The following is a 19,886-nucleotide window of genomic DNA, read 5'->3' on the forward strand; positions in this document are numbered from 1 at the left end:
CTTTGTCTTGTGCACCCCACTCTAAGCGAGAAGGCCGGCGTCTCCACTGAAGGCTCATTTGCCTCCATACTCCGTCGCCGAAAAAGCGGCCGGGCCATGCAGCCTGGAATCCGCAGCCCAGGGAGGATCCATGCGCCTAGCCGACCCCGACCCGCTCGTCCACGACCCGCTGATGGAGGGGCTGCTGCACTTCCGCGGCGCCGAGCCCGACTACGAGCAGGCCGTCTACTGGTTCCGCGTTGCCGCCGATGCGGGCGACGCCGAGGGCCTGGCCCTGCTGGCCTTCTGCCAGCTCGAGGGCACCGGCCTGCCGCGCGATCCCGTGCTGGCCCGGGAACGCCTGGAGCGCGCCTGCGCCGCCGGCAGCCTGACGGCCAACTTCCACCTCGCCCGCATGCTGGTCGCCGGCTGGGGCGGCGACCCCGACGCGACGCGCGGCGTGGCCCTCTACACCGCCGCCGCGGCCATGGGCCATGCCGACGCCACCTTCAACCTCGCCAGCTGTCTGGAAGCCGGCTGGGGCTGCCAGCCCGACCGCCTGGCCGCCAAGGCCCTGTACCTGCGTGCCCGTGCCATCGGCAGCCCCTTGAAGGCACCCGGCCTGCGCATCCGCGAGCGCGAGCTGGACGCCGTGCGCGAGCTCGCCAGGCGCCTGGAGGTCGGCAGCGAACTGGGCCGCATCCTCGAAGAACGCCAGCACGAGATCATGCTGGTGCACGACCTGGCCCACAACCCGGCCCGCAAGGCCATGCTGAGCGCCCGCCAGCGCCGGCGCCTGCTGCATGTCGCCAGCATCACCGCCATCATTGCCGGCCTGGCCGCCGCGCTGGCCGGCCTGTTCGGCTGGCGCAGCAGCCATCCGCTGGCGCATGATTCAGGACCGACCTCCATCGCCTGAACATGACCCGTCCCCTGCCCCTGAATACCCACCTGATCGACGTCGGCCCGCTGGTCTACGGCTGCATGGCCCTGGGTGGCGACTGGGGTGACGGCCCCGTCACCGAGGCCGATGTCGCCCACGCCCACGCGGCCGTCGAGGCAGCGCTGGAAATCGGCGTCAAGCTCTTCGACCATGCCGACATCTACCGCCGCGGCAAGGCCGAGGCCGTGTTCGGTGAACTGCTCAAGCGCGACGCCGCGCTGCGTGCCAAGGTCAGGCTGCAGAGCAAATGCGGCATCCGCTTCGCCAACGACAGCCAGGTCGGCCGCTATGACCTCAGCGCCGCCTACATCGAGGAAAGCGTCAACGGCATCCTGCAGCGCCTGGCCGTCGAGCGCATCGACATCCTGCTGCTGCACCGCCCCGATGCGCTGATGGAGCCCGCCGAGATCGCTCGCGCCTTCGGCCGACTCAAGGCGGCGGGCAAGGTCGGCCACCTGGGCGTGTCGAACATGCACGCCGGCCAGATGCGCTGGCTGCAGATGGCCCTGCCCGAGCCCCTCGTCGCCAACCAGCTCGAGCTGAGCCTGGCCAAGCTGGACGCCCTCGACGTCGGCACCACCTTCAACGACCCGCAGGCGGCCACCCGGCCGGGCTGCGTCGCCTGGGCCGGCACGCTGGAATACGCCCAGCGCCATGGCGTGCAGCTGCAGGCCTGGGGTTCGCTGGCCCAGGGCCGCTTCAACGACCCGGCCGCGTCGCCGGCCGCCCAGGCCGTGCATGAGATTGCCGAGACCCACCGCACGACGGCCAACGCCGTTCTGCTGGCCTGGCTGTTGCGGCATCCGGCCAGCATCCAGCCCGTCATCGGCAGCGGCAATGTGGAGCGCATCCGGGCCTGCGGTGATGCGACCAGGATCCAGCTGAGCCGGGACGAGTGGTATCGGCTGTATGTGACGGCGCGGGGGCAGGCGTTGCCGTGAACCACGGCCCGCCGGCTCAGTCGGCCGAGCCCTGCACCATCGGCTGCTTCGGATGCAGCCGCGCCATCGCCACCACGTCCTCATACGCCCCATTGCGCAACGCATAGGCCTTGAGCCGGCCTTCCGGCGCGAAGCCGTGGCGCTCGTAGAGACGGATGGCGCGCTGGTTGTCGTGATAGACGGTCAGCTCGATGCGCAGGATCTGCGCCCAGTTGTCGGCATAGTCCAGCAGGGCCGTCATCAGCGCGTCGCCGACACTCTGGCCTTGGGCAGCCTTGGAGACGGTGATGCCCAGCGACATCGCATGCCGCCGACGGATGGCTGGGCCGACGGGGTGAAGGCCGGCGAGACCGACGGTCTTGTCATCCAGCACGGCGGCCAGCACGAGTTCGTTGGAGCCGGCTGCCGGCGGGTTCATGCCGGCAATGCGCTGGGCCCACAGCTCCTCGCTGGCGAAGGGCAGTTGCAGGGTGCCGCCGAAGACGTCCGGATCGGCGAACTGTTCGGCGATGGCCGCGGCGTCAGCGGGTTTGACACGGCGCAGGATCAGGGTCATGAGGGCCTCCATCAAGGCCCTGCAATGTAGCCCGGCGCTCCGCCCGCTCCAGCGGCTTCAGCCGCTCGACGGCAGCGTGAAACTTCACCCAGTCGCGGCCCTCGCGCTCGAACAGGCGCATGAAGGCCGGCACCAGTTCGTCGTAGGCCGACAGGATGGCGAAGCTGGCGTTGTTGGCACGCTGGAACCAGGCTTCGTAGCCGGGCGCCTCCTGGGGCGCTCGCTCGCGCAGTTCGGCCATGACGGCGGCCTTGGCCTCGGCGCGGGAGGCCTGCGGGCCGGCGTAGATGGCCTTGAGCCGCTCGCGCCCTTCCCGCGCCAGCGCGAGGAAACGCGCCCGCCGTGCCCGGCCGGCCTCGAAGGCGGCCAGGGCTTCGGGCTTGCCGGCCAGCCATTGGCGGGCGCCCAGAAGCTCGACCGCGGTGGCATAGGCCTCGTTGAAACCGGTGTCGTCGCTGGTGTAGACGCGCTGGTGGGTCAGCTCATGGAAGATCATGGCCGCCAGCTCGCCCTCGGGGTAGCGGATGAAGGTGTTGAGCAGCGGGTCGCCGCCGAACCAGCGGCTCCAGCCCAGCGTCGAATAGGCGGGAATGGGCTGCACCTGCACCTCCCAGCCCTCGGCCTTCAGCGCTTCGGCATGGCTCAACGCGGCGTCGCGGTCGAACCAGCCCTGATAGCCGGCACAGCCCATGATGGGATAGCACCAGGTCTTCAGCGTGAAGCTGTACTCCGGCGCTGCCACGATGTTCCAGACCACGGCCTGCCGGTGCAGGTCGGCATAGCGGCGGTAGCTGTTGTTGTCGGGCAGGGCCAGCTCGGCGCTGGCGTAGTCACGGACCTGCTGCGACAGCTTGAGGCGCTCGGCCAGTTCGGGCGGCGTGGTCGGGTCGGCCAGCCACTCGCTCACCGGCTTGGCGGCGCGCACGATGCCCAGGTGACCACCCGCGGCCTGGCTCCAGTGGCCGACGGCGCCGCAGCCGGCGAGAAGCAACAGCGAGGCCGACAGCAGCAGGCGACGGATCAAGCTGCTTCCACCTCCACGAGGCAGTCGTAGAAGGCCGGCGCATTGCCCATGTCGGTCAGGCGCTGGTGGGTCACCTCGTTGACATTGGTGCCCTGGGTGCCCAGCTTGCGCCACCACACACCCAGGCCGTTGACGACACCGGGCCGCGCCCGCTTGCTGACCTTGAGCTTGGCAACGTAGCGGCCACGGTCATTGAAGGCAGCGACCAGGCTGCCGTCGGCAAGGCCGCGCCGGGCGGCGTCTTCGGCATCCATCTCGATCAGCGGCTCGCTCTCGATATCGCGCAGGCTCTTCACGTTCACAAAACTGCTGTTCAGGAAGTTGCGCGCGGGCGGCGAGATCATGGCCAGGGGGTAGCGCGCGGCCAGCTCGGGCGCGGTCTGCGCGCTTTCGTAGTTGGGCACGAAATCCGCACCCGCGGCCTGGGCGCGGCCGTTGGGCGTGCGGAAGCCCCCTTCGGCGAACGGTGCCTCGGGGATGGGCAGGGCCTGCCAGCCCTGCTCGCGCAGCAGGGCCATGTCGATGTCCGAGGTGAAGGCCTGCGCCGCGAGTTCCTCGTCGCTGTCGCTGAAGCAGGGATCGGTCAGGCCCAGGGCCGCGGCCAGCTCGCGGAAGATCTGGGTGTTGGTCTTGGCCTCGCCCAGCGGCGCGACGGCAGGCTGGTTCATCAGCACATCGGTGTGGCCGTAGGAGGTGTGCACGTCCAGGTGCTCGAGCTGGGTGGTGGCCGGCAGCACATAGTCCGCCAGGTCGGCCGTGTCCGTCATGAAATGTTCGAGCACGACGGTGAACAAGTCCTCGCGCTGGAAACCCTTCACCACCTTGGGCGACTCGGGCGCCACCGCCACCGGATTGCTGTTGTAGACGATCAGGGCTTCGATGGGCGGATCGGCCTGCAGCAGTGCGTCCCCGATGGTGCTCATGTTGACCATGCGGGGCTGGCGGCCGGCGAGCAGATCGGGGCGCTCCAGAAGGGCATTCTTGAAGGGCGCGTTCCAGCCCGAGGCCGACAGCAGCACGCCGCCGCTTTCATGGCGCCAGGCGCCGGTCAGGCAGGGCAGCAGTGCGATCAGGCGCACCGCATTGCCGCCGCCGCGCACGCGCTGCAGGCCGTAATTCATGCGGATGGCCGCCGGCTTCGTGGTGCCGTAGTCGCGTGCCAGGCCGCGCACCTCGGAGGCAGCAATGCCGCAGACCTCGGCGACGCGCTCCGGCGGCCAGGCCAGGGCCTTGGCGCGCAGCTCGTCCCAGCCGTCAACGTAGTTGTCGATATAGGCCTGGTCCAGCCAGCCGTTCTGGATCAACTCGTGCATCAGCCCCAAAGCCAGGGCACCGTCGGTGCCCGGCAGCACGGCGATGTGCTGGTGGCATTTGTCGGCCGTCTCGGTCTTGCGCGGGTCGATGCAGATCAGCTTGGCGCCTTCGCGCTTGGCCTGGTTGGCATAGGTCCAGAAATGCAGATTGGACGTGATGCTGTTGCTGCCCCAGATGACGATCAGCTTGGCGCCGGCGAAGTGCCGCGTGTGCATGCCCAGCTTGTGGCCATAGGTGGCCGCCAGGCCCGCGCCACCGGCGGAGGCGCAGATGGTGCGGTCCAGGCGGGCGGCACCCAGCGCATTCCACAACCGGCCGGCCATGGCCTCGCCCTGGATCAGGCCCATGGTGCCGGCATAGCTGTAGGGCTGGATGGCCTGGGGGTCCTGGATCGCCCTCAGCCGGGCCGCGATGTCGGCGATGGCCTCGGCCCAGCCCACCTGCACGAACCGCGGCGCCTCGGTCTTCTTGCTGACGCGCTTGAGCGGATGCAGCAGGCGCTCGGCATGGTAGGTGCGCTCGGGGTAGCGCGAGACCTTGGTGCACAGCGCGCCGTGGGTGTTGGGGTGCTCGGCGCGGCCCTGCACCTTGATGACGCGTTCGTTCTCGACGGTGATCTGCAGCGCGCAGGTGTCGGGGCAGTCGTGGGGGCAGGCGCCGAAGACGGTACGGGTGGTCATGGCAATCGCAATTCAGGCAGAACTGCGATTGTCGCAACCCGCGCCGCCTGGGGTCACTTGCGGTTCAGGAAGTCCACCAGCTTGGGTATGACTTGTGCCGGCGCCTCTTCCATCAGCCAATGGCCTGAGCCCTGGATGACGGCACCCTCGACCTTGGCATCGACCAGTCTGGCCTGCTCGATCAGGAAGGTGCCGGACGCCTTTTCGCCCGTCAGCACCAGCATCGGCTGCTGCAGCTTGGTTTTCGCGAAGCCGGCGAAGTCGGCCGCGTCCTGCTCGAAAGCCTTGAAGTAGCCGAAGCCCGCCTTCATGCCGCCCGGCTGGGCATAAGCCGCCGTGTAGAACTGGCGATCGGCCTCCGACAACGAGCGCGTCTTGTCCGCCGCGAAGTCGTTCCAGAAATGCTCGAAGTAGATGCGTTCGCGGCCGGCCACCAACTGCAGCGCAGTCTCGCCGTGAAAGTGGAAGTGCCACAGGTCGCGCAGCAGCCAGACGTTCTTCCAGTCGCCCACCCCGGGCAGGAAGGCGTCCATCAGCACGATGCTCTCGACCTCGTCCGGGTACTGGGCCGCGTAGGCATAGGCCACCATCAGGCCGATGTCGTGGCCGACGACGTTGACCTTGCGGTGGCCCAGGCTCTTGACGAGGGCGTGCACGTCCTGGGCCAGCGTCTTCTTGTCGTAGACGCCGTCGGGCTTGGCTGAGCCACCGGCGCCACGCAGGTCGGGCGCGATGACGATGCGGCGGTCGGCCAGCTTGTCGATCAGCGGCCGCCACATATGGCTGGTCTCGGTGTAGCCATGCAGCAGCACGACGGGGGTCTCGCCGCCGGCACCGGCTTGCAGATAGTGCAGCTGCACGCCGTTGGCGGTGGCGCTGCGGTCTTCGACGAGGGTGGCAGCCTGCACGCCGACGGCGAGCAGCAGGGTGGCGATGGCGGAGATGAAGCGCTTCATGGTGATCTCCTCAAAGTTGGCTCATGCCGCCGTCGACAATGATTTCCGTGCCGACGATGAAGGCCGATTCCGGCGCCGACAGGTGCAGCACCGTGGACGCGACCTCCTCGACCGTGCCGAAGCGGCCCAGCGGCACCTGGCTTTGAATCTGCGCGGCGACCTGCTTCAGCGTGTCGGCGTCGAAGCCCAGCTTGCCGTACAGCGGCGTGGTCACCGGGCCGGGGCTGACGACGTTGACGCGCGCACCCTGCGGCAGCAGCTCGGCCGACAGTGTCTTGGCCATGGAGATCAGCGCGGCCTTGCTGGCGGCGTAGATGGCCGAGTTGGGCATGCCGATGTGGGCGTTGATGGAGCCGTTCAACACGATGGACGCGCCCTTGGCCAGCACCGGGCCCAGGGCCTGGATCAGGAAGAAGGCGCCCTTGGCATTGGTGTTGAAGGTGCGGTCCCAGAGGTCAACGCTCGCGTCGGCCAGCGACGCGAACTCGGCCATGCCGGCGTTGACGAAGACCGCATCCAGCGAGCGGCCGGCGGCGGCCAGGTGGGCGCCCAGGGCGCGGGCACCGATCACGTCGGAGGCGTCCAGGGCCACCAGCTCGAAGCCTTCGGCGTCGTGTGGCTTGCCCGGGCGGGCGGTGACGATGACATGGGCGCCCTCGGCTTTGAAGGCGCGGGCGGCGGCCAGGCCGATGCCGGAGGTGCCACCGGTGACGAGGACGGTCTTGTTGGCGAAGCGGGCGGTAGACATGATGCAGTTCCTTTCGAGTCGGGTTGAGCGGCTGGTTTGCCGTGGACTCGATACTCGGCCGCGCGCCCTCTTTTGACGTCCGGCCAGGCTGGCCGACTCGTGCAAGGTTTTCGAACATGCTCAGCGACGACGAGATCCAGTTGATGGAAGCCATCCGCGAAAGCGGCAGCCTGTCGCGCGCCGCGGCCAGCCTGGGCAAGGCGCCGTCCACGGTGTCGTACACGCTGCGCCAGATCGAGGGCCGCTTCGACGCCCTGCTCTTCGACCGCCGCCGCTACCGCCTGCAGCTCACGCCCGCCGGCGCCCTGCTGGTGCGCGAGGCGGTGCGGCTTCGCGACGACATGCAGCGCCTGACGCGCCGCGTCACGCAAGTGGCCAAGGGCTGGGAGGACAGGCTCTGGATCGTCACCGACGAGGTGATCGAGTTCGGCACCCTGCTGCCCGTCATCCAGGACTTCGACAGGCTGGACTCCGGCGTGTCCTTGCGCGTGACCCACGAGGTGCTGGGCGGCACCTGGGAGGCCCTGGCCGAGGGCCGCGGCGACCTCGTCATCGGCGCCACCAACGAGCCCCCGGCCGGCATCAGCATGCAGTGGCGCGAGCTGGGCCAGATGCGCTGGGTCTATGCGGTGTCACCGCGCCATCCGCTGGCCAAGGTCAAGGGCGCGCTGACCGCCGAGCAGATGCAGGCGCATCGCGCCATCGTCGTGGCCGACACCTCGCGCCGCAACGAGGGCCGCGCCTATGGCCATGGCGCCGGCCAGGCCACGCTGGCCGTGCCCAGCATGGCCGCCAAGATCGAGGCCCAGCGCGCGGGCCTGGGCGTGGGCTGGCTGCCCGAGGCGCGCGTGGCCTCGCTGCTCAAGCGCGGCGAGTTGGTGGCGAAGACGGTGGCCGCGCCGCGCGAACCCAACACGCTTTATGTCGGCTGGCGCGACGGTGATGGCCGGGCGCTGGCCTGGTGGCTGCAGCAGCTGACGGACGCGCGGCTGTGCCAGCGCCTCGTCGACGGCGTGGACGCCTACGACTGAAGCAGCGGCCTGAGCCGCCAGGCCGCCAGGGCACCGAGGGCGGCGGCCCAGGCCAGCAGGCCGGCGCCGGTGAGGAGCTGGTCGTCGATCAGGTAGTTCACGCAGAGCTGGGTCTGGGCATCGCGGTAGAGCAGGCCGGCGGTCGCCAGCATCCAGGCCGCATTGCCGAGGAAGAAAGCGGCGACGACCGGCGAGAGCCGCTCGCGCCCCCACGCCAGCAACGCGCCGGCGGCGATCCAGCTCGCGTACTTGGCCGCGGCGAAGGCACCCGACAGCAGCGCCAGGTCCAGCGCCGCCGGGATCATCCAGAACGCGAACACGCAGGACGCCAAGGTCGCGCCGAGCAGGCCTTGCGCATCGATACGCGCAAGCGCCGGCCATGGCAGGCGGCGGCCCAGCCACCAGCCCAGGCCGAACAGCGCGGGGAACTCCAGCAGCATGTGCAGGCTCATGCGGCTCTCGATGAGGGCCAGCGGGTTCATGGACGCGGCGCCAGGCGGCGTGCCTCGGCCAGCGCGGCGGCCCAGTCGGCATGGTCGAACACGCGGTGGACGCGGCCGGTGGCATCGACGACGTGGATGGCGCCGTTGTGCACCCAGCCGCCCAGGCCGTCCGGCACGGCGACGACGCCCAGCGCCCGCAGCGCATCAGCCCCGGCCGTGAGCGACACCGGGGCCGCCAGCGTCCACCGCGCGGGATCGGCACGATGCCGCAGGCCATAACCGGCCAGTTCCGGCGTGCCGTCGTGCTCGGGGTCGATGGAGATGGACAGCAGGCGTACGGCGTCGGCCGGCTGCAGGGCCTGCTGGGCCTGCAAGAACTCGGCGCCCAGGCTCTGGCAGACGGACTCGCAACGCGTGTAGATGAAGTCCACGAGGTAGACGGCGCCGGGTTTCATGGCCGCGGCTGCGCCGGCCGAATCGCGCAGCGGCGTGACGGGCAGGCTCAACTCGCCACGCGCTGCCGCCGAGCGGCGCAGGGCCTCGAAGGTCCAGGTCTCGAAGCCTTCGGTCAGCCGCGCCACACCGGTGCCGAACGCGGCCACGCCGAGCGCACAGGCGGCCAGCGTCGCGGCCAGTTGGCCCATCACAGAGCGACGTACTCCACGGCCACGCCGTCTTTGACGACGAAGCGCGCGAACTGCTGGAAGAAGCCGTAGAACAGGTTGCGGCCAATGCCCTCGGCCGTTTGCTGCAGCTCGAGGGCGGTCTCGCCGGGGAACATCGCGTCGGTGTGGCGGTGCCACAGGGTGATCCAGCGCAGGAAATGTTCGGGCTTGACGTCCGAGGTCTCGGCCAGGGCCACATGCTTCTGGTAGACGTTGCCCTTGAAGCCGCGCGTGCCGAGCATCACCGTGCTCCAGAACTCCGTCATGCGCTGCAGATGGGGCTCCCAGTCATGGATGGCCGAGGCGAAGACGGGGCCGAGCAGCTCGTCGCGGCGCACGTCAACGTAGAAGGCGTCGACGAGGCGGCGCAGGCCGGCGCGGTCGAGGGCAATGGCAGGGTCACTCATGGGGAGGCAGTTCCTTGTCGCCCGCGAACGATGCGGTGCGGGCCTTGTGTTGCTCGCGCGCCTGGGCCACCGTTTCGGCGCTGACGGCCGGGGCCTGGTTGCCCCATTGCGAGCGCACATGGGTCAGCACGGCGGCGACCTGTTCGTCGCTAAGCTGGTCCTTGAAGGCGGGCATGGCGCCGTTGAAGGCCGCGCCCTTGACGGTCAGCGGGCCGTTGATGCCGTGCAGCAGGATGGCGGCCGTCGTCGCGTCCTTGCCCAGCACCCACTCGCTGCCGGCCAGCGGCGGGAAGACGCCGGGCAGGCCCTGGCCGCCAGCCTGGTGGCAGGCCACGCAAAGCGACGTGTACAGCGCCGCCCCGTCCACCTTGGCGCCGCCCGCCGGCTTGGCGCCGGCCAGCTCGGACTGCTGCCGGCCGTCGCCCCAGGCGGCTGGGCTCTCGATGTCGGAGCGGCTGATGTAGACGATGCCGAAGGCGAACAGCAGGGCGACCAGCGCCACCATGGGCCAGGGCAGAGGCCGGGTCTGCTCGTGCGGGTCGGGGTTCTCGCGCTGCTGCTGCGGGGAGACGTCGGGTTCGCTCATGGCCGCTTCTCCTCCTGGGCGATGACCGGATAGCTGTGATTCAGCGCCTTCAGGTAGGCGACCAGGTCCTGCGCCTCGTGGCTGGCCACGACGAGCCGGCCCGGCGGCGCATAGCCGGGCGGCAGCTTCACCTCCACATCGCCCGCCTCCAGCTTGGGCTTGGCCTCGAACAGGAAGGGGTAGCTGGGCATGATGCTGCCCGGCACATAGGCGCGCGGCTGGTAGAGGTGGCCCAGATGCCATTGTTCGCTGGGCTGGCGGGCGCCGATGTTGAAGAGGTCGGGGCCGGTGCGCATGGTGCCGAGCAGGTGCGGCGTGTCGTAGGCATAGTCGCCCGCCACGCTGGCGCGGCCCCAGCCGCGTTCCGTGTCCGGTGCGAAGCTCTTGGCGCGCGGCTGCTGCGAGTGGCAATAGACACAGCCGTTGGCGATGTAGACCTGGCGCCCGCGCAGTTCGGCGCTGGTGTAGGGCTTGAGGCCGTCTGGCGGCTTGACGTCGCGCACGGTCATGTAAGGGATGACGACGAGGGCGCTGGTGGCGACGCTCAGCATGACCATGCCGCCGGCGAGGAGTTTGGTTTCGCTGTGCATGTCAGATCGCCTTCAGCAAGGTGGGTTCATTGCGCCCTGCCGAGCGCCCCGCCAGCAGCATGCAGAAGTGCACGACGAAGACGAGGTGGCCCAACGCCATCAGACCGCCGCCGAGGCTGCGCGCCTTCAGATAGGGCAGCGTCAGCGTCACCGAGTCCATGAAGGGTCGGCTGGCGTCCAGCATCGCCTGCCCCTGCAGCCAGCCACCGACAGTCAGCGACACGAAGTAGATCGCGATGCCCAGCGCCGCCAGCCAGAAGTGCAGCGCGATCAGGCCCTGCGACGGCCACTCCCGGCCCGACACGCGCGGCACGATGAAGTAGATGGCGCCGAAGAAGACCATCGTCACGAAGCCGTACAGCCCGAGGTGGGCGTGGGCCACCGTGAAGTGCGTGAAATGAGCCACCACGTTGACGCTGCGCAGCGCCTCGATCGAGCCCTGGATGGAGCTGGCCGTATACATCAGGCCGCCGAAGCCGATGAAGCGCAGCGTGGGCGAAGTGCGTAGCGCACCGAGATGGCCCTTGAGCGTCTGGTGCTGGTTCACCGTGAAGGCCAGCACAGGCACGATCATCATCATGCTCTGCACGATGGACAGCGTGACCAGCCAGCCCGGCACCGGCCCGCCGATCAGATGGTGGCCGCCGACCTGGCCGTAGAAGAAGGCCAGGCCCCAGAAGCCCAGCAGCGACAGGTTGTAGCTCTGCACCGGACGGCCGATGACCTTGGGCAGGAAGTAGTAGACCGAGGCCAGCGCCAGCGGCGTGTAGAACAGCCCCAGCACGTTGTGGCCGAACCACCAGTTGGTGGCCGCCTGCTGCACGCCGTGGTGCAGGTCAGGCATGTTGCCGACGAGGAAGAGCACCGGGAACCAGAACAGTGCGCAGCCCATGTACCAGACCGACACGTAGAGGTGATCCACCTTGCGGTTCAGCAGCGTCAGCACCAGCGGCACACCGACCAGCGCGCCGCCGATGACGAAGAGGATGTCGACCTGCCAGGGAATCTCCAGCCACTCCAGGCCGTCGCTCACGCCGACGGCGATGGCGCCCAGACCGGCGACCAGCGCCGCGTTCCACAGCGCCGCGCCGAGGAAGGCGAACTTGGCGCCGACCAGCTCGGTCTTCAGCAGCCGCGGGATGACGAAGAGCGCGATGCCCAGGCCCGCCATCGGCGCCCAGCCGTAGGCCACGGCATTCAGGTGGATGGTGCGGATGCGGCCGAAGGTCAGCCAGGGCTGGGCGACCAGCCAATCGGGCTCGTGCAGCTTGATGGAGGCCGTCAGTCCCGCGGCGGACGCCACCAGCAGCCAGGCGAAGGCGCAACAAAAGAAGAAGAACACGAGGGGCGCCGTGGAGGCATCGGCGCGGGCGCGCTGCAGCAGCTCGTCACTCGCACCGGCGGGTGCCTTGCCGGCAGCCGGATCCTCGGCGCTGCCGATCTCGCCCGCCGCGAAGATGACCTCGGCCGCCTTGGCGCTCTTGTCGAACATGCCGCTGCGCTGCGTCCAGACGAAGACCAGCAGCGCGACGACCGACAACACGAAGGCCGACAGCAGGATGGCGATGGTGCTCATGTAAGCCTCATTTCCGTTGTCCATTCCTCATTGGCATGAAACCGGCGTCTTCCGGGCCGGGCGCCGGGCCGCTCCCGAGCCGTCCCCTCGGGAGACTGGCCAAGGTAGACCTTGGACGAGGGGCTCCATTTCAACCGTCCTGGCCGTCGACCCGGGGCGACGTCAGCCAGCCTGCGTAACGCCGCAAGTAGATGCAGAACGCCGCCACAAAGCAAGCGCCGGCTGCCAGCAGCGCCAGGAAGGCGATCTGCACGCCGCGCGGCGTCTGCAACCCCGTCCAGGTTTTGCCGGCCGTGAAGACGAAGCCCAGCACCACCGCCACGACGAAGCCGAACAGCATCTCGTGCCCATGCCACAGCGGCCCGGACAGGCCCGTGGCCGGTACCACGCGGCCGGTGAACACGGCCCACCACAGCGGCATCAGCACCACGCCGGCAAGCGCGGCGAGCAGGTAGAAGGGCCGGAACGCCAGCCGCAGCGGCGGCCAGCCGGTGGGCGGCCGCGGCGTCGGCTGGCCAAAGATGGGCAGGGCGAGGGGTCTCACGTCGACTTAAAGATGTATTTAATATGCATCTTATTTATCAGGCACCGGTCTGGCAACAATGCCCCGCCCTGCACAAGGCCACCCGCGATGCGACTGACGCTCTACACCGACTACACGCTGCGCGTGCTGATGTACCTCGCGCTGAAGCAGCGCGACGGTGAAGGCCTGGCCACCATCGACCAGATCGCAGCGGCCTATGGCATCTCGCGCCACCACCTGACCAAGATCGTGCAGGAGCTGGGCCGGCAGGGTTTCATCGAGACGCTGCGGGGCCGCGCGGGTGGCATGCGCCTGGCGCGACCGGCGGCGGACATCTCCATCGGCGCGGTCGTGCGCGTGGCGGAGGAGGACTTCGCCGTCGTCGCCTGCCACGACGGCAGCCAGCCCCACGGCTGCGCCGTCTTCCCGGCCTGCCGGCTCAAGCATCGGCTGGCGAAAGCGGTGGAGGCCTTCCTCGCCGAGCTGGACGGCATGACGCTGGACGAGGCCATCGGCGCGCCCGTCCAGGCGGCCATGCTGCTCGGCATCAGGCCGGCAGCGCCTTCCGAAAGCCGATCGCGAAGCGGTTCCACGCGTTGATGGTCGTGATGGCCAGCGTCAGGTTCACCATCTCAGCCTCGTTGAACTCGGCCGTCGCAGCGGCGTAGTCGGCGTCGCTGGCATGGTCCTGGGTGATCAGCGTGATTGCTTCGGTCCAGGCCAGGGCGGCGCGCTCGCGCGGCGTGAACAGCGCGGTCTCGCGCCAGGCCGGCAGCACGTGCAGGCGACGTTCGCTCTCGCCGGCCTCGCGGGCGTCACGGCTGTGCATGTCCAGGCAGAAGGCGCAGCCGTTGATCTGCGAGGTGCGCATCTTCACGAGCTCGATGAGACTGGGCTCCAGGCCGAGCTTGGCGATGCTGCCTTCCAGGACCAGCATGGCCTTCAGAGCGGCGGGAGAAGCGGTGTAGAAATCGATGCGCGGGGTGGACATGAGATGCTCCGTTTGCGGTTGAGGGGATGACTGAATGGTGATCGCCGCGCGCCGCCCCGAGCAGTCCAATCCCGTCCATTTCAGGTAGTCCAGTGGACCTGCACATCGTCATCGACCGCGACCAGCCGCTGGGCGAACAGCTGCTGCGCCAACTGCGCGCACTGATCCGCAGCGGCCGCCTGGCCACTGGCGCGCAGCTGCCGCCCACGCGGCTGCTGGCTGAGCAGCTTCGCCTGGCGCGCCAGACGGTCGCCGAGGCCTACGAGCGCTTGACGCTGGAGCAGCTGATCGAGGCGCGCCCCGGCCGCGGCAGCTTCGTGTGCGCGCTGCCAGCCACTGAAGCCGAGCGGCCGGCGCCCGCTGCCGTGCGGCTGGCCAGCGCCGAGCGCATCGCCGCCTTCCAGGCGCTGCCGGTGCCGCTGCTGCGCTTTGCCGACAACCCGCTGGCGCGCTGGGACTTCATCGGCGGCTCGCCCGAGCCCGCCCTCTTCCCGCATGAGGACTGGCGCCGCCACCTGCAGGCGGCCCAGCGCCAGATGGGCCAGGGCGGCGCGCACGCGCCACCGGCCGGCCTGGACGCGCTGCGCGAGGCCATTGCCGAGCATCTGGCCTATGCGCGCGGCGTGCACTGCACGGCTGCGGACGTCATCGTCACCCAGGGCGCCCAGCAGGCGTTCGATTTGCTGGTGCGTGTGCTGGTGGGACCGGGCGAGGTGGCGGCCATGGAGTCGCCGGGCTACCCGCCCATCACGGGGCTGTTGCGGGCGCAGGGCGCCCGCATCGCGGCGGTACCGGTGGACGAGCAGGGGCTCGTCGTCGAGCAGTTGCCGGGCGACGCGCGCCTCGTCTACACGACGCCGGCCCACCAGTTCCCGCTGGGCGTGGCCATGAGTGCGGCGCGGCGGCGCGCACTGCTGGCCTGGGCTGCACGCACCGGCGCCGTCGTCGTCGAGGACGACTACGACAGCGAGTTCCGTTTCGAGGGCCAGCCGCGCGACAGCCTGCAAGGCCTGGACACGGATGGCCGCGTCGCCTTCGTCGGCAGCTTTTCCAAGACGCTGGCGCCGTCGCTGCGCCTGGGCTATGTCATCGCACCGCCCGCGCTGCGCGAGGCCTTGCTGCACGCCAAGCACCTGGCCGACGTTCACGGCCCCAGCCTGCTGCAGAGCGCGCTGGCGCGCTTCATGGCCGAGGGCGCCTACCGCAGGCATCTGCGCCGCTGCGTGACGGCCTACGGGCACAGGCGCGAGCGGCTGATGCGGGGCTTTTCGGGCTCGCTCTCACGCTGGCTCCAATTGCTGCCGGCCGAGGCTGGCTTCCACCAGGCGGCGCTGCTCGCGCCCGGCCTCGCCCTGGACGCGACGCAGCTGGCCGCGCTGGCGCGCCGCGTGGACGTGGGCCTCTACCCGCTGCAGGCTTTTGGCGCGGGCCGTGACGGGTTGCTGATGGGCTTCGGCCGCGTCGACCCGGAGGGCATCGACGCGGCGCTCGCGCGCGTGGCCGAGCTGCTGGAGGCGGCCGGCTAGCTCGCCGGCAAGGTCAGCCGGGCGATGCAGCCGCGCGGCGCGGCAGGCAGCAGTTGGGCACTGCCGCCATGGCGCTCGGCGATCTCGCGCACGATGGCCAGCCCCAGGCCGCAGCCCTCCCCCGTCGTCGCGCCACGCACGAAGCGTTCGAAGGCGCGCTCGCGCATCTCGGGCGCCAGGCCCGGGCCGTTGTCCTCGACGTCGATCCACACATCATCGCCCGCGCGGCGCAGCTTGACGGTGAGGGTGGCGCCCTCGCCGGCGTAGCGAATGGCGTTGTCGATGAGATTGACCAGGGCCTCGCGCAGCAGCAGCTCGACGCCCTGCACACGCAGGCCCTCGTCCGCCACCTCCACGCCCAGGTCGCAGCCCGCGGCCAACGCGCGCGGCACCCATTCGGCCGTGGCTTCGTGCACCAGGCGATCGCAGTCCACCATCGCCCAACCCTGGGCCGCGACGGCCTCGGGCTCGGCGCGCGCCAGCACCAGCAGCTGCGACACCAGGCGGGCGCCGCGCACGGCGCTCTCGTGCACGCGCTCCAGGCGCTGGCGCAGGGCCGGGTCTGTCGTGGCTTCCAGCGCGAGCTCGGTCTGGCTCTTCAGCCCCGCCAGCGGCGTACGCAGCTGGTGGGCCGCATCGCTGATGAAGCGGCGCTGCGTGGCCAGGCTGTGCTGCACCTGGCCAAGCAGCTCATTGACGGCACCGGCCAGGGCGCTGACCTCGGGCGGTGCGGCGCGCAGCTGCACAGGGTCCAGCGCATCGGCACGGCGGCCTTCGACCTGCTGCTGCAACTCGGCCAATGGCTTCAGGCCGCGGCGGATGCCGGCCCAGACGATGGCACTCATCAGCGCGATCAGCAGAGACAGCGGCAAGGCCGTGTCGAGCAGCATGCGCCGCGCCAACTGGTCGCGCGGCGCGCTGGAGCGGGCGATCTGCACGCGCAGCGTCGAGTCCGCCGCGCCGGCCGCGCCGAGGTGCAGGTCCAGCGAGACGACGCGCATGGCCTCGGGCACCGTGGTGTTGAAGAAGACCGGCTCGTTCAGCGCCGGTGTGCCCGGCGGTTGCGGCAGACGCGCGTCGCCCAGCAGCAGCTGGCCCGGCGGCGAGCTGACCATGTACATGACGCGGTCCTCGGGGTCGGCGGCCAGGATGTCCTGGGCCGAGCGCGGCAGGTCGACGAAGAGGCCGCTCGAGGTCGGCTTGATCTGGCGGGCCAGGGCGCGGGCGGCTTGCAGCAGCGTCGCGTCGACAAGTTCATCGGCATGCCGGCTGGCCAGGCGGTAGGCGCCGAAGGCGGCGACCAGCCACAGCACGATCTGCGGCAGCAGCAGCCACAGCAGCAGTTGCCGGTGCAGCGAACGACCGGCCGGCTTGCTCACGGTGTCGACGTGGCTTCCAGCAGATAACCCAGGCCACGCACCGTGCGCACGGCGAGACCCGAGCCTTCGAGCTTCTTGCGCAGGCGGTGGATATAGACCTCGATGGAGCCGCCTTCATCGGCGCCCCAGGCCTCGACGATCTGCTGCTTGGTGACGACGCGGTCGCGCTCGGCCACCAGCAGGTCCAGCAGCGTCCATTCGCGCGGGCTCAGCTCCAGGGCCTCGCCGCCGATGCTGGCGCGGCGCGCCGTGCGGTCCAGGCTGAGGCGGCGCAGTTGCTGGCTCTGCGAGGCCGGGCGGCCGCGCCGCATCAGCGCATGCAGGCGCGCCTCCAGCTCCGGAAAGTCGAAGGGCTTGGTCAGGTAGTCGTCGGCACCCGCCTGCAGGCCGGCGACGCGGTGTTCCAGCGCATCCAGGGCCGTCAGCACGAGGATGGGCAGGGTGCGGCCCGCCTCACGCACGCGCTTGAGCACGGTCAGGCCGTCCACCAGCGGCAGGCCGAGGTCGAGGATGGCGACGTCGAAATCCTGCTTGCGCAGCAGGTACTCGGCCACGGCGCCGTTCTCGGCCCACTCGACCTTGAACGAGGCGTTCAGCAACTGCTGCTGCAGGGCGTCGGCCAGCAGGGGGTCGTCTTCGGCGAGCAGCAGGTTCATCGCGGCGACTTTAACGGGAGCCGGCCTTATGGTTAATACGCTATTAAGTTTATTAACTTCACGTAATGATGACGGGATGTTGCGCGCTCTCGCCCCTGCCCTGCTGGCCGCCGCGGCCCAGGCCGGGACGCCGGCCGACGTCGTGCACTGGTGGACCTCGCCCGGCGAGATCGCCGCCAAGCAGGCCCTCGCCGAGGCCTACCGCGGCGCGGGCGGCCAGTGGCGCGAGCTGGGCGTCGGCGCTTCGGAGCAGGCCCGCACCGTCGTGCTGGGGCGTATTGCCGCCGGCAACCCGCCGCTCGCCGCGCAGTTCAACCCCTCCAGCGTACTGGTGCGCCTGGCCCGCGAAGGCCGGCTCAACGCCATCGACGACGTGGCCGCCCAGGGCCGCTGGGCCGAGGTGCTGCCGGCCGTGCTGCTGGATGCCGTCAAGGTGGACGGACACGTCTACGCCGCCCCCGTCAGCATCCACATGCCGGTGTGGCTGTGGAGCTCCAAGGCGGCCCTGGCCAAGGCCGGCGTCAAGGCCGAGCCGCGCAGCATGGACGAGCTCTTCGCCACGCTGGACAAGCTGCAGGCCGCCGGCCTGATCCCGCTGGCCCATGGCGGCCAGCCCTGGCAGGACCTCAACCTCTTCATCGCCCTGCTGGCCAACCAGGGCGGGCGCGACCTTTATCTCGCCGTGCTGCGCGACCGCGACGTGGCAGCCGTGCAAGGCGAAGCGCTGCGCCAGGTGTTGCTGAACTACAAGAAGCTGCGCCGTTATGTGGACCCGGCCTCGCCGGGGCGCAGCTGGGCCGACACCACCGCCCTGCTCGTCAGCGGCCGCGCCGGCCTGCAGTTCATGGGCGATTGGTCCAAGGGCGAGTTCACGCAGGCTGGCCAGCAGCCGGGCCGCGACTTCGGCTGCACGCCGGGTCTGAGCCCGCGCTCACCCTATATCGTCAGCGGCGACGTGCTGGTCTTTCCCAAGGACAGGGACGGCGGCGCCCTGCCCGCCCAACGCCTGCTCGCCCGCACGGCGACGGCGCCCGCCACCCAGCTTGCCTTCAGCGCCCGCAAGGGCTCGGTGCCGGTGCGCACCGACCTCGACACCCGCACCCTGGATGCCTGCGCCCAGGCCGGCGCCGCCGCCCTGCGCGACGCCGGCCGACTGGTGGGCAACACCGAATTGCTGCTCGCGCCCGAGCAGTTGACGGCGCTCGAACGTGCCGTCAGCGACTACTGGAACCGCGACATTCCCGTGCAGACGGTGCAGCAGACCCTCGCCAAACTATTGCAAGACAGGAGACTCCCTTGACCCGCGTTCACATCCAGGACCTCAGCATCCGTTTTGGCACGCACGACGTCATCAAGAACCTCGACCTCGACGTCAACAGCGGCGAGTTCCTCGTGCTGCTCGGCCCCTCGGGTTGCGGCAAGTCGACGCTGCTGCACACCATCGCCGGCCTCAACCCCGTCAGCGGCGGCAGCATCAGCATCGGCGACCAGGACATGACGCGGGCCGAGCCCAGCCAGCGTGGCGTCGGCATGGTGTTCCAGAGCTATGCGCTGTACCCGACCATGACGGTGAAGGAGAACCTGGCCTTCCCGCTGAAGATGGCCAAGACGCCCAAGGCCGAGCTGGAAAAGCGCGTGGCTGCCGCGGCCGACATGCTGCAGCTCGGCCCCTTGCTGGAGCGCCGTCCCGGCCAGTTGTCGGGCGGCCAGCGCCAGCGCGTCGCCATCGGCCGCGCGGTGGTGCGCGAGGCCAAGGTGCTGCTGCTGGACGAGCCGCTGTCCAACCTCGACGCCAAGCTGCGCACCGACCTGCGCCGCGAGCTGAAGACCCTGCACCAGCGCCTGGGCAACACCATGATCTACGTGACCCACGACCAGGTCGAGGCCATGACGCTGGCGACGCGCATCGTCGTCATGCACCAGGGCGTCATCCAGCAGGTGGGCACGCCGGCCGAGGTCTACGACAGGCCCAAGAACCTGCGCGTGGCCGGCTTCGTCGGCTCGCCTTCCATCAACCGCATCGAAGGCCAGGTCGGCGAGGGCGGCCTGTTCGTGTCGCCGGCCCTGAACCTGCCCCTGCCCACGGCCCTGGCCTCGCGCCCGCAGGGTGAGGTGCTGACGCTGGCGGTGCGGCCCGAGAACGTGCGCCTGGGCGCAGACCAGCCCTTCGGCGCCGAGATCCAGCTCGTCGAGCCGCTGGGCAACCAGCATGTGGTGTGGATGAACTCGGGCGGCACCACCCTGTCGGCCGTGCTGCCGGGTCAGCCGGAAGTCGAGGATGGCGCCCGGGTGAGCTTCGGCTTCGACGCGGCGAAGACCATGTGGTTCGACGCGGCAGGGGACCGCATCGGGACTTGACCCTGGCAAGGCGT

General features: G+C 69.9%; 22 protein-coding genes. 7 read left to right on the forward strand and 15 right to left on the reverse strand.

All coding sequences use genetic code 11. The features are described from left to right. Positions 1 to 130: 130 nt before the first annotated feature. Both AC3WOE_RS11930 and AC3WOE_RS11935 read left to right on the forward strand, forming a co-directional pair. On the forward strand, positions 131 to 898 hold the full coding sequence (locus AC3WOE_RS11930; protein ID WP_492690658.1) for a tetratricopeptide repeat protein: 768 nt from the start codon (positions 131 to 133) through the stop codon (positions 896 to 898). A 2-nt stretch (positions 899 to 900) separates the two neighbouring features. Further along, positions 901 to 1,863, forward strand: coding sequence for an aldo/keto reductase (locus AC3WOE_RS11935; protein WP_492690660.1), 963 nt, complete (start codon positions 901 to 903; stop codon positions 1,861 to 1,863). 16 nt (positions 1,864 to 1,879) lie between these two features. Here AC3WOE_RS11935 and AC3WOE_RS11940 read toward each other — a convergent pair whose 3' ends face one another. The 5 genes from AC3WOE_RS11940 to AC3WOE_RS11960 are packed head-to-tail and all read right to left on the reverse strand — an operon-like array spanning position 1,880 to position 7,141. Further along, a complete protein-coding gene (locus AC3WOE_RS11940) occupies positions 1,880 to 2,419 on the reverse strand; it encodes a GNAT family N-acetyltransferase (RefSeq protein ID WP_492690662.1) in 540 nt (179 codons plus the stop codon). Then, positions 2,385 to 3,443 (reverse strand): aminopeptidase, encoded by a 1,059-nt coding sequence (locus AC3WOE_RS11945; RefSeq protein WP_492690663.1) that lies wholly within the window; start codon positions 3,441 to 3,443, stop codon positions 2,385 to 2,387. The genes AC3WOE_RS11940 and AC3WOE_RS11945 overlap by 35 nt, the downstream gene beginning before the upstream one ends. Beyond that, entirely contained in the window at positions 3,440 to 5,437 is a 1,998-nt protein-coding gene (locus AC3WOE_RS11950; protein ID WP_492690665.1) for a molybdopterin-containing oxidoreductase family protein, read from the reverse strand. The genes AC3WOE_RS11945 and AC3WOE_RS11950 overlap by 4 nt, the downstream gene beginning before the upstream one ends. 53 nt (positions 5,438 to 5,490) lie before the next feature. After that, entirely contained in the window at positions 5,491 to 6,393 is a 903-nt protein-coding gene (locus AC3WOE_RS11955; protein ID WP_492690666.1) for an alpha/beta fold hydrolase, read from the reverse strand. Between the two features lie 10 nt (positions 6,394 to 6,403). After that, positions 6,404 to 7,141, reverse strand: a complete 738-nt coding sequence (locus tag AC3WOE_RS11960) for an SDR family oxidoreductase (RefSeq protein WP_492690667.1) — start codon at positions 7,139 to 7,141, stop codon at positions 6,404 to 6,406. Positions 7,142 to 7,257: 116 nt separating this feature from the next. On the opposite strand from AC3WOE_RS11960, the gene AC3WOE_RS11965 reads away from it, so the two are divergent. Then, complete coding sequence (locus AC3WOE_RS11965; protein WP_492690669.1) at positions 7,258 to 8,172, forward strand: LysR substrate-binding domain-containing protein; 915 nt, start codon at positions 7,258 to 7,260, stop codon at positions 8,170 to 8,172. On the opposite strand, the gene AC3WOE_RS11970 is transcribed toward AC3WOE_RS11965, so the two are convergent. From AC3WOE_RS11970 to AC3WOE_RS12000, 7 genes are all read right to left on the reverse strand, one after another. Beyond that, the gene (locus tag AC3WOE_RS11970) at positions 8,163 to 8,654 is read right to left on the reverse strand and encodes a hypothetical protein (RefSeq protein WP_492690670.1); all 492 of its coding nucleotides are present in this window, start codon (positions 8,652 to 8,654) and stop codon (positions 8,163 to 8,165) included. The genes AC3WOE_RS11965 and AC3WOE_RS11970 overlap by 10 nt on opposite strands. After that, on the reverse strand, positions 8,651 to 9,259 hold the full coding sequence (locus AC3WOE_RS11975) for an SCO family protein (protein ID WP_492690672.1): 609 nt from the start codon (positions 9,257 to 9,259) through the stop codon (positions 8,651 to 8,653). The genes AC3WOE_RS11970 and AC3WOE_RS11975 overlap by 4 nt, the downstream gene beginning before the upstream one ends. Further along, positions 9,259 to 9,687 (reverse strand): group III truncated hemoglobin, encoded by a 429-nt coding sequence (locus tag AC3WOE_RS11980; RefSeq protein WP_492690674.1) that lies wholly within the window; start codon positions 9,685 to 9,687, stop codon positions 9,259 to 9,261. The genes AC3WOE_RS11975 and AC3WOE_RS11980 overlap by 1 nt, the downstream gene beginning before the upstream one ends. Then, positions 9,680 to 10,273: a c-type cytochrome gene (locus tag AC3WOE_RS11985; protein WP_492690675.1), complete on the reverse strand. Its 594-nt coding sequence runs from the start codon at positions 10,271 to 10,273 to the stop codon at positions 9,680 to 9,682. Before AC3WOE_RS11985 ends, AC3WOE_RS11980 begins: the two co-directional genes overlap by 8 nt. Then, positions 10,270 to 10,863 (reverse strand): cbb3-type cytochrome c oxidase subunit II, encoded by a 594-nt coding sequence (locus tag AC3WOE_RS11990; RefSeq protein WP_492690677.1) that lies wholly within the window; start codon positions 10,861 to 10,863, stop codon positions 10,270 to 10,272. The genes AC3WOE_RS11985 and AC3WOE_RS11990 overlap by 4 nt, the downstream gene beginning before the upstream one ends. A gap of 1 nt (position 10,864) precedes the next feature. After that, positions 10,865 to 12,439, reverse strand: a complete 1,575-nt coding sequence (locus AC3WOE_RS11995) for a cbb3-type cytochrome c oxidase subunit I (protein ID WP_492690679.1) — start codon at positions 12,437 to 12,439, stop codon at positions 10,865 to 10,867. Positions 12,440 to 12,569: 130 nt separating this feature from the next. After that, complete coding sequence (locus AC3WOE_RS12000) at positions 12,570 to 12,983, reverse strand: NnrS family protein (RefSeq protein ID WP_492690681.1); 414 nt, start codon at positions 12,981 to 12,983, stop codon at positions 12,570 to 12,572. Between the two features lie 87 nt (positions 12,984 to 13,070). On the opposite strand from AC3WOE_RS12000, the gene AC3WOE_RS12005 reads away from it, so the two are divergent. Further along, the gene (locus AC3WOE_RS12005) at positions 13,071 to 13,562 is read left to right on the forward strand and encodes an Rrf2 family transcriptional regulator (RefSeq protein WP_492690682.1); all 492 of its coding nucleotides are present in this window, start codon (positions 13,071 to 13,073) and stop codon (positions 13,560 to 13,562) included. On the opposite strand, the gene AC3WOE_RS12010 is transcribed toward AC3WOE_RS12005, so the two are convergent. Beyond that, positions 13,510 to 13,953, reverse strand: a complete 444-nt coding sequence (locus tag AC3WOE_RS12010) for a carboxymuconolactone decarboxylase family protein (protein ID WP_492690684.1) — start codon at positions 13,951 to 13,953, stop codon at positions 13,510 to 13,512. The genes AC3WOE_RS12005 and AC3WOE_RS12010 overlap by 53 nt on opposite strands. Before the next feature lie 92 nt (positions 13,954 to 14,045). Between AC3WOE_RS12010 and pdxR the strand changes: the two genes are divergently transcribed. After that, positions 14,046 to 15,479 (forward strand): MocR-like pyridoxine biosynthesis transcription factor PdxR, encoded by a 1,434-nt coding sequence (pdxR, locus tag AC3WOE_RS12015; RefSeq protein ID WP_492690686.1) that lies wholly within the window; start codon positions 14,046 to 14,048, stop codon positions 15,477 to 15,479. On the opposite strand, the gene AC3WOE_RS12020 is transcribed toward pdxR, so the two are convergent. After that, positions 15,476 to 16,858, reverse strand: a complete 1,383-nt coding sequence (locus tag AC3WOE_RS12020; RefSeq protein ID WP_492690687.1) for a sensor histidine kinase — start codon at positions 16,856 to 16,858, stop codon at positions 15,476 to 15,478. The two genes, pdxR and AC3WOE_RS12020, sit on opposite strands and share 4 nt — an antisense overlap. Next, positions 16,855 to 17,514: a response regulator transcription factor gene (locus tag AC3WOE_RS12025; RefSeq protein WP_492690689.1), complete on the reverse strand. Its 660-nt coding sequence runs from the start codon at positions 17,512 to 17,514 to the stop codon at positions 16,855 to 16,857. The genes AC3WOE_RS12020 and AC3WOE_RS12025 overlap by 4 nt, the downstream gene beginning before the upstream one ends. Positions 17,515 to 17,590: 76 nt before the next feature. Here AC3WOE_RS12025 and AC3WOE_RS12030 point away from each other — a divergent pair, with 76 nt between their 5' ends. Together AC3WOE_RS12030 and AC3WOE_RS12035 are read left to right on the forward strand one after the other, a co-directional pair. Beyond that, positions 17,591 to 18,814, forward strand: a complete 1,224-nt coding sequence (locus AC3WOE_RS12030) for an ABC transporter substrate-binding protein (protein WP_492690690.1) — start codon at positions 17,591 to 17,593, stop codon at positions 18,812 to 18,814. Further along, positions 18,811 to 19,872, forward strand: a complete 1,062-nt coding sequence (locus tag AC3WOE_RS12035) for an ABC transporter ATP-binding protein (RefSeq protein ID WP_492690691.1) — start codon at positions 18,811 to 18,813, stop codon at positions 19,870 to 19,872. Before AC3WOE_RS12030 ends, AC3WOE_RS12035 begins: the two co-directional genes overlap by 4 nt. Positions 19,873 to 19,886: the final 14 nt, after the last annotated feature.

It is taken from the genome of Roseateles sp. FW305-36 (assembly GCF_058787015.1).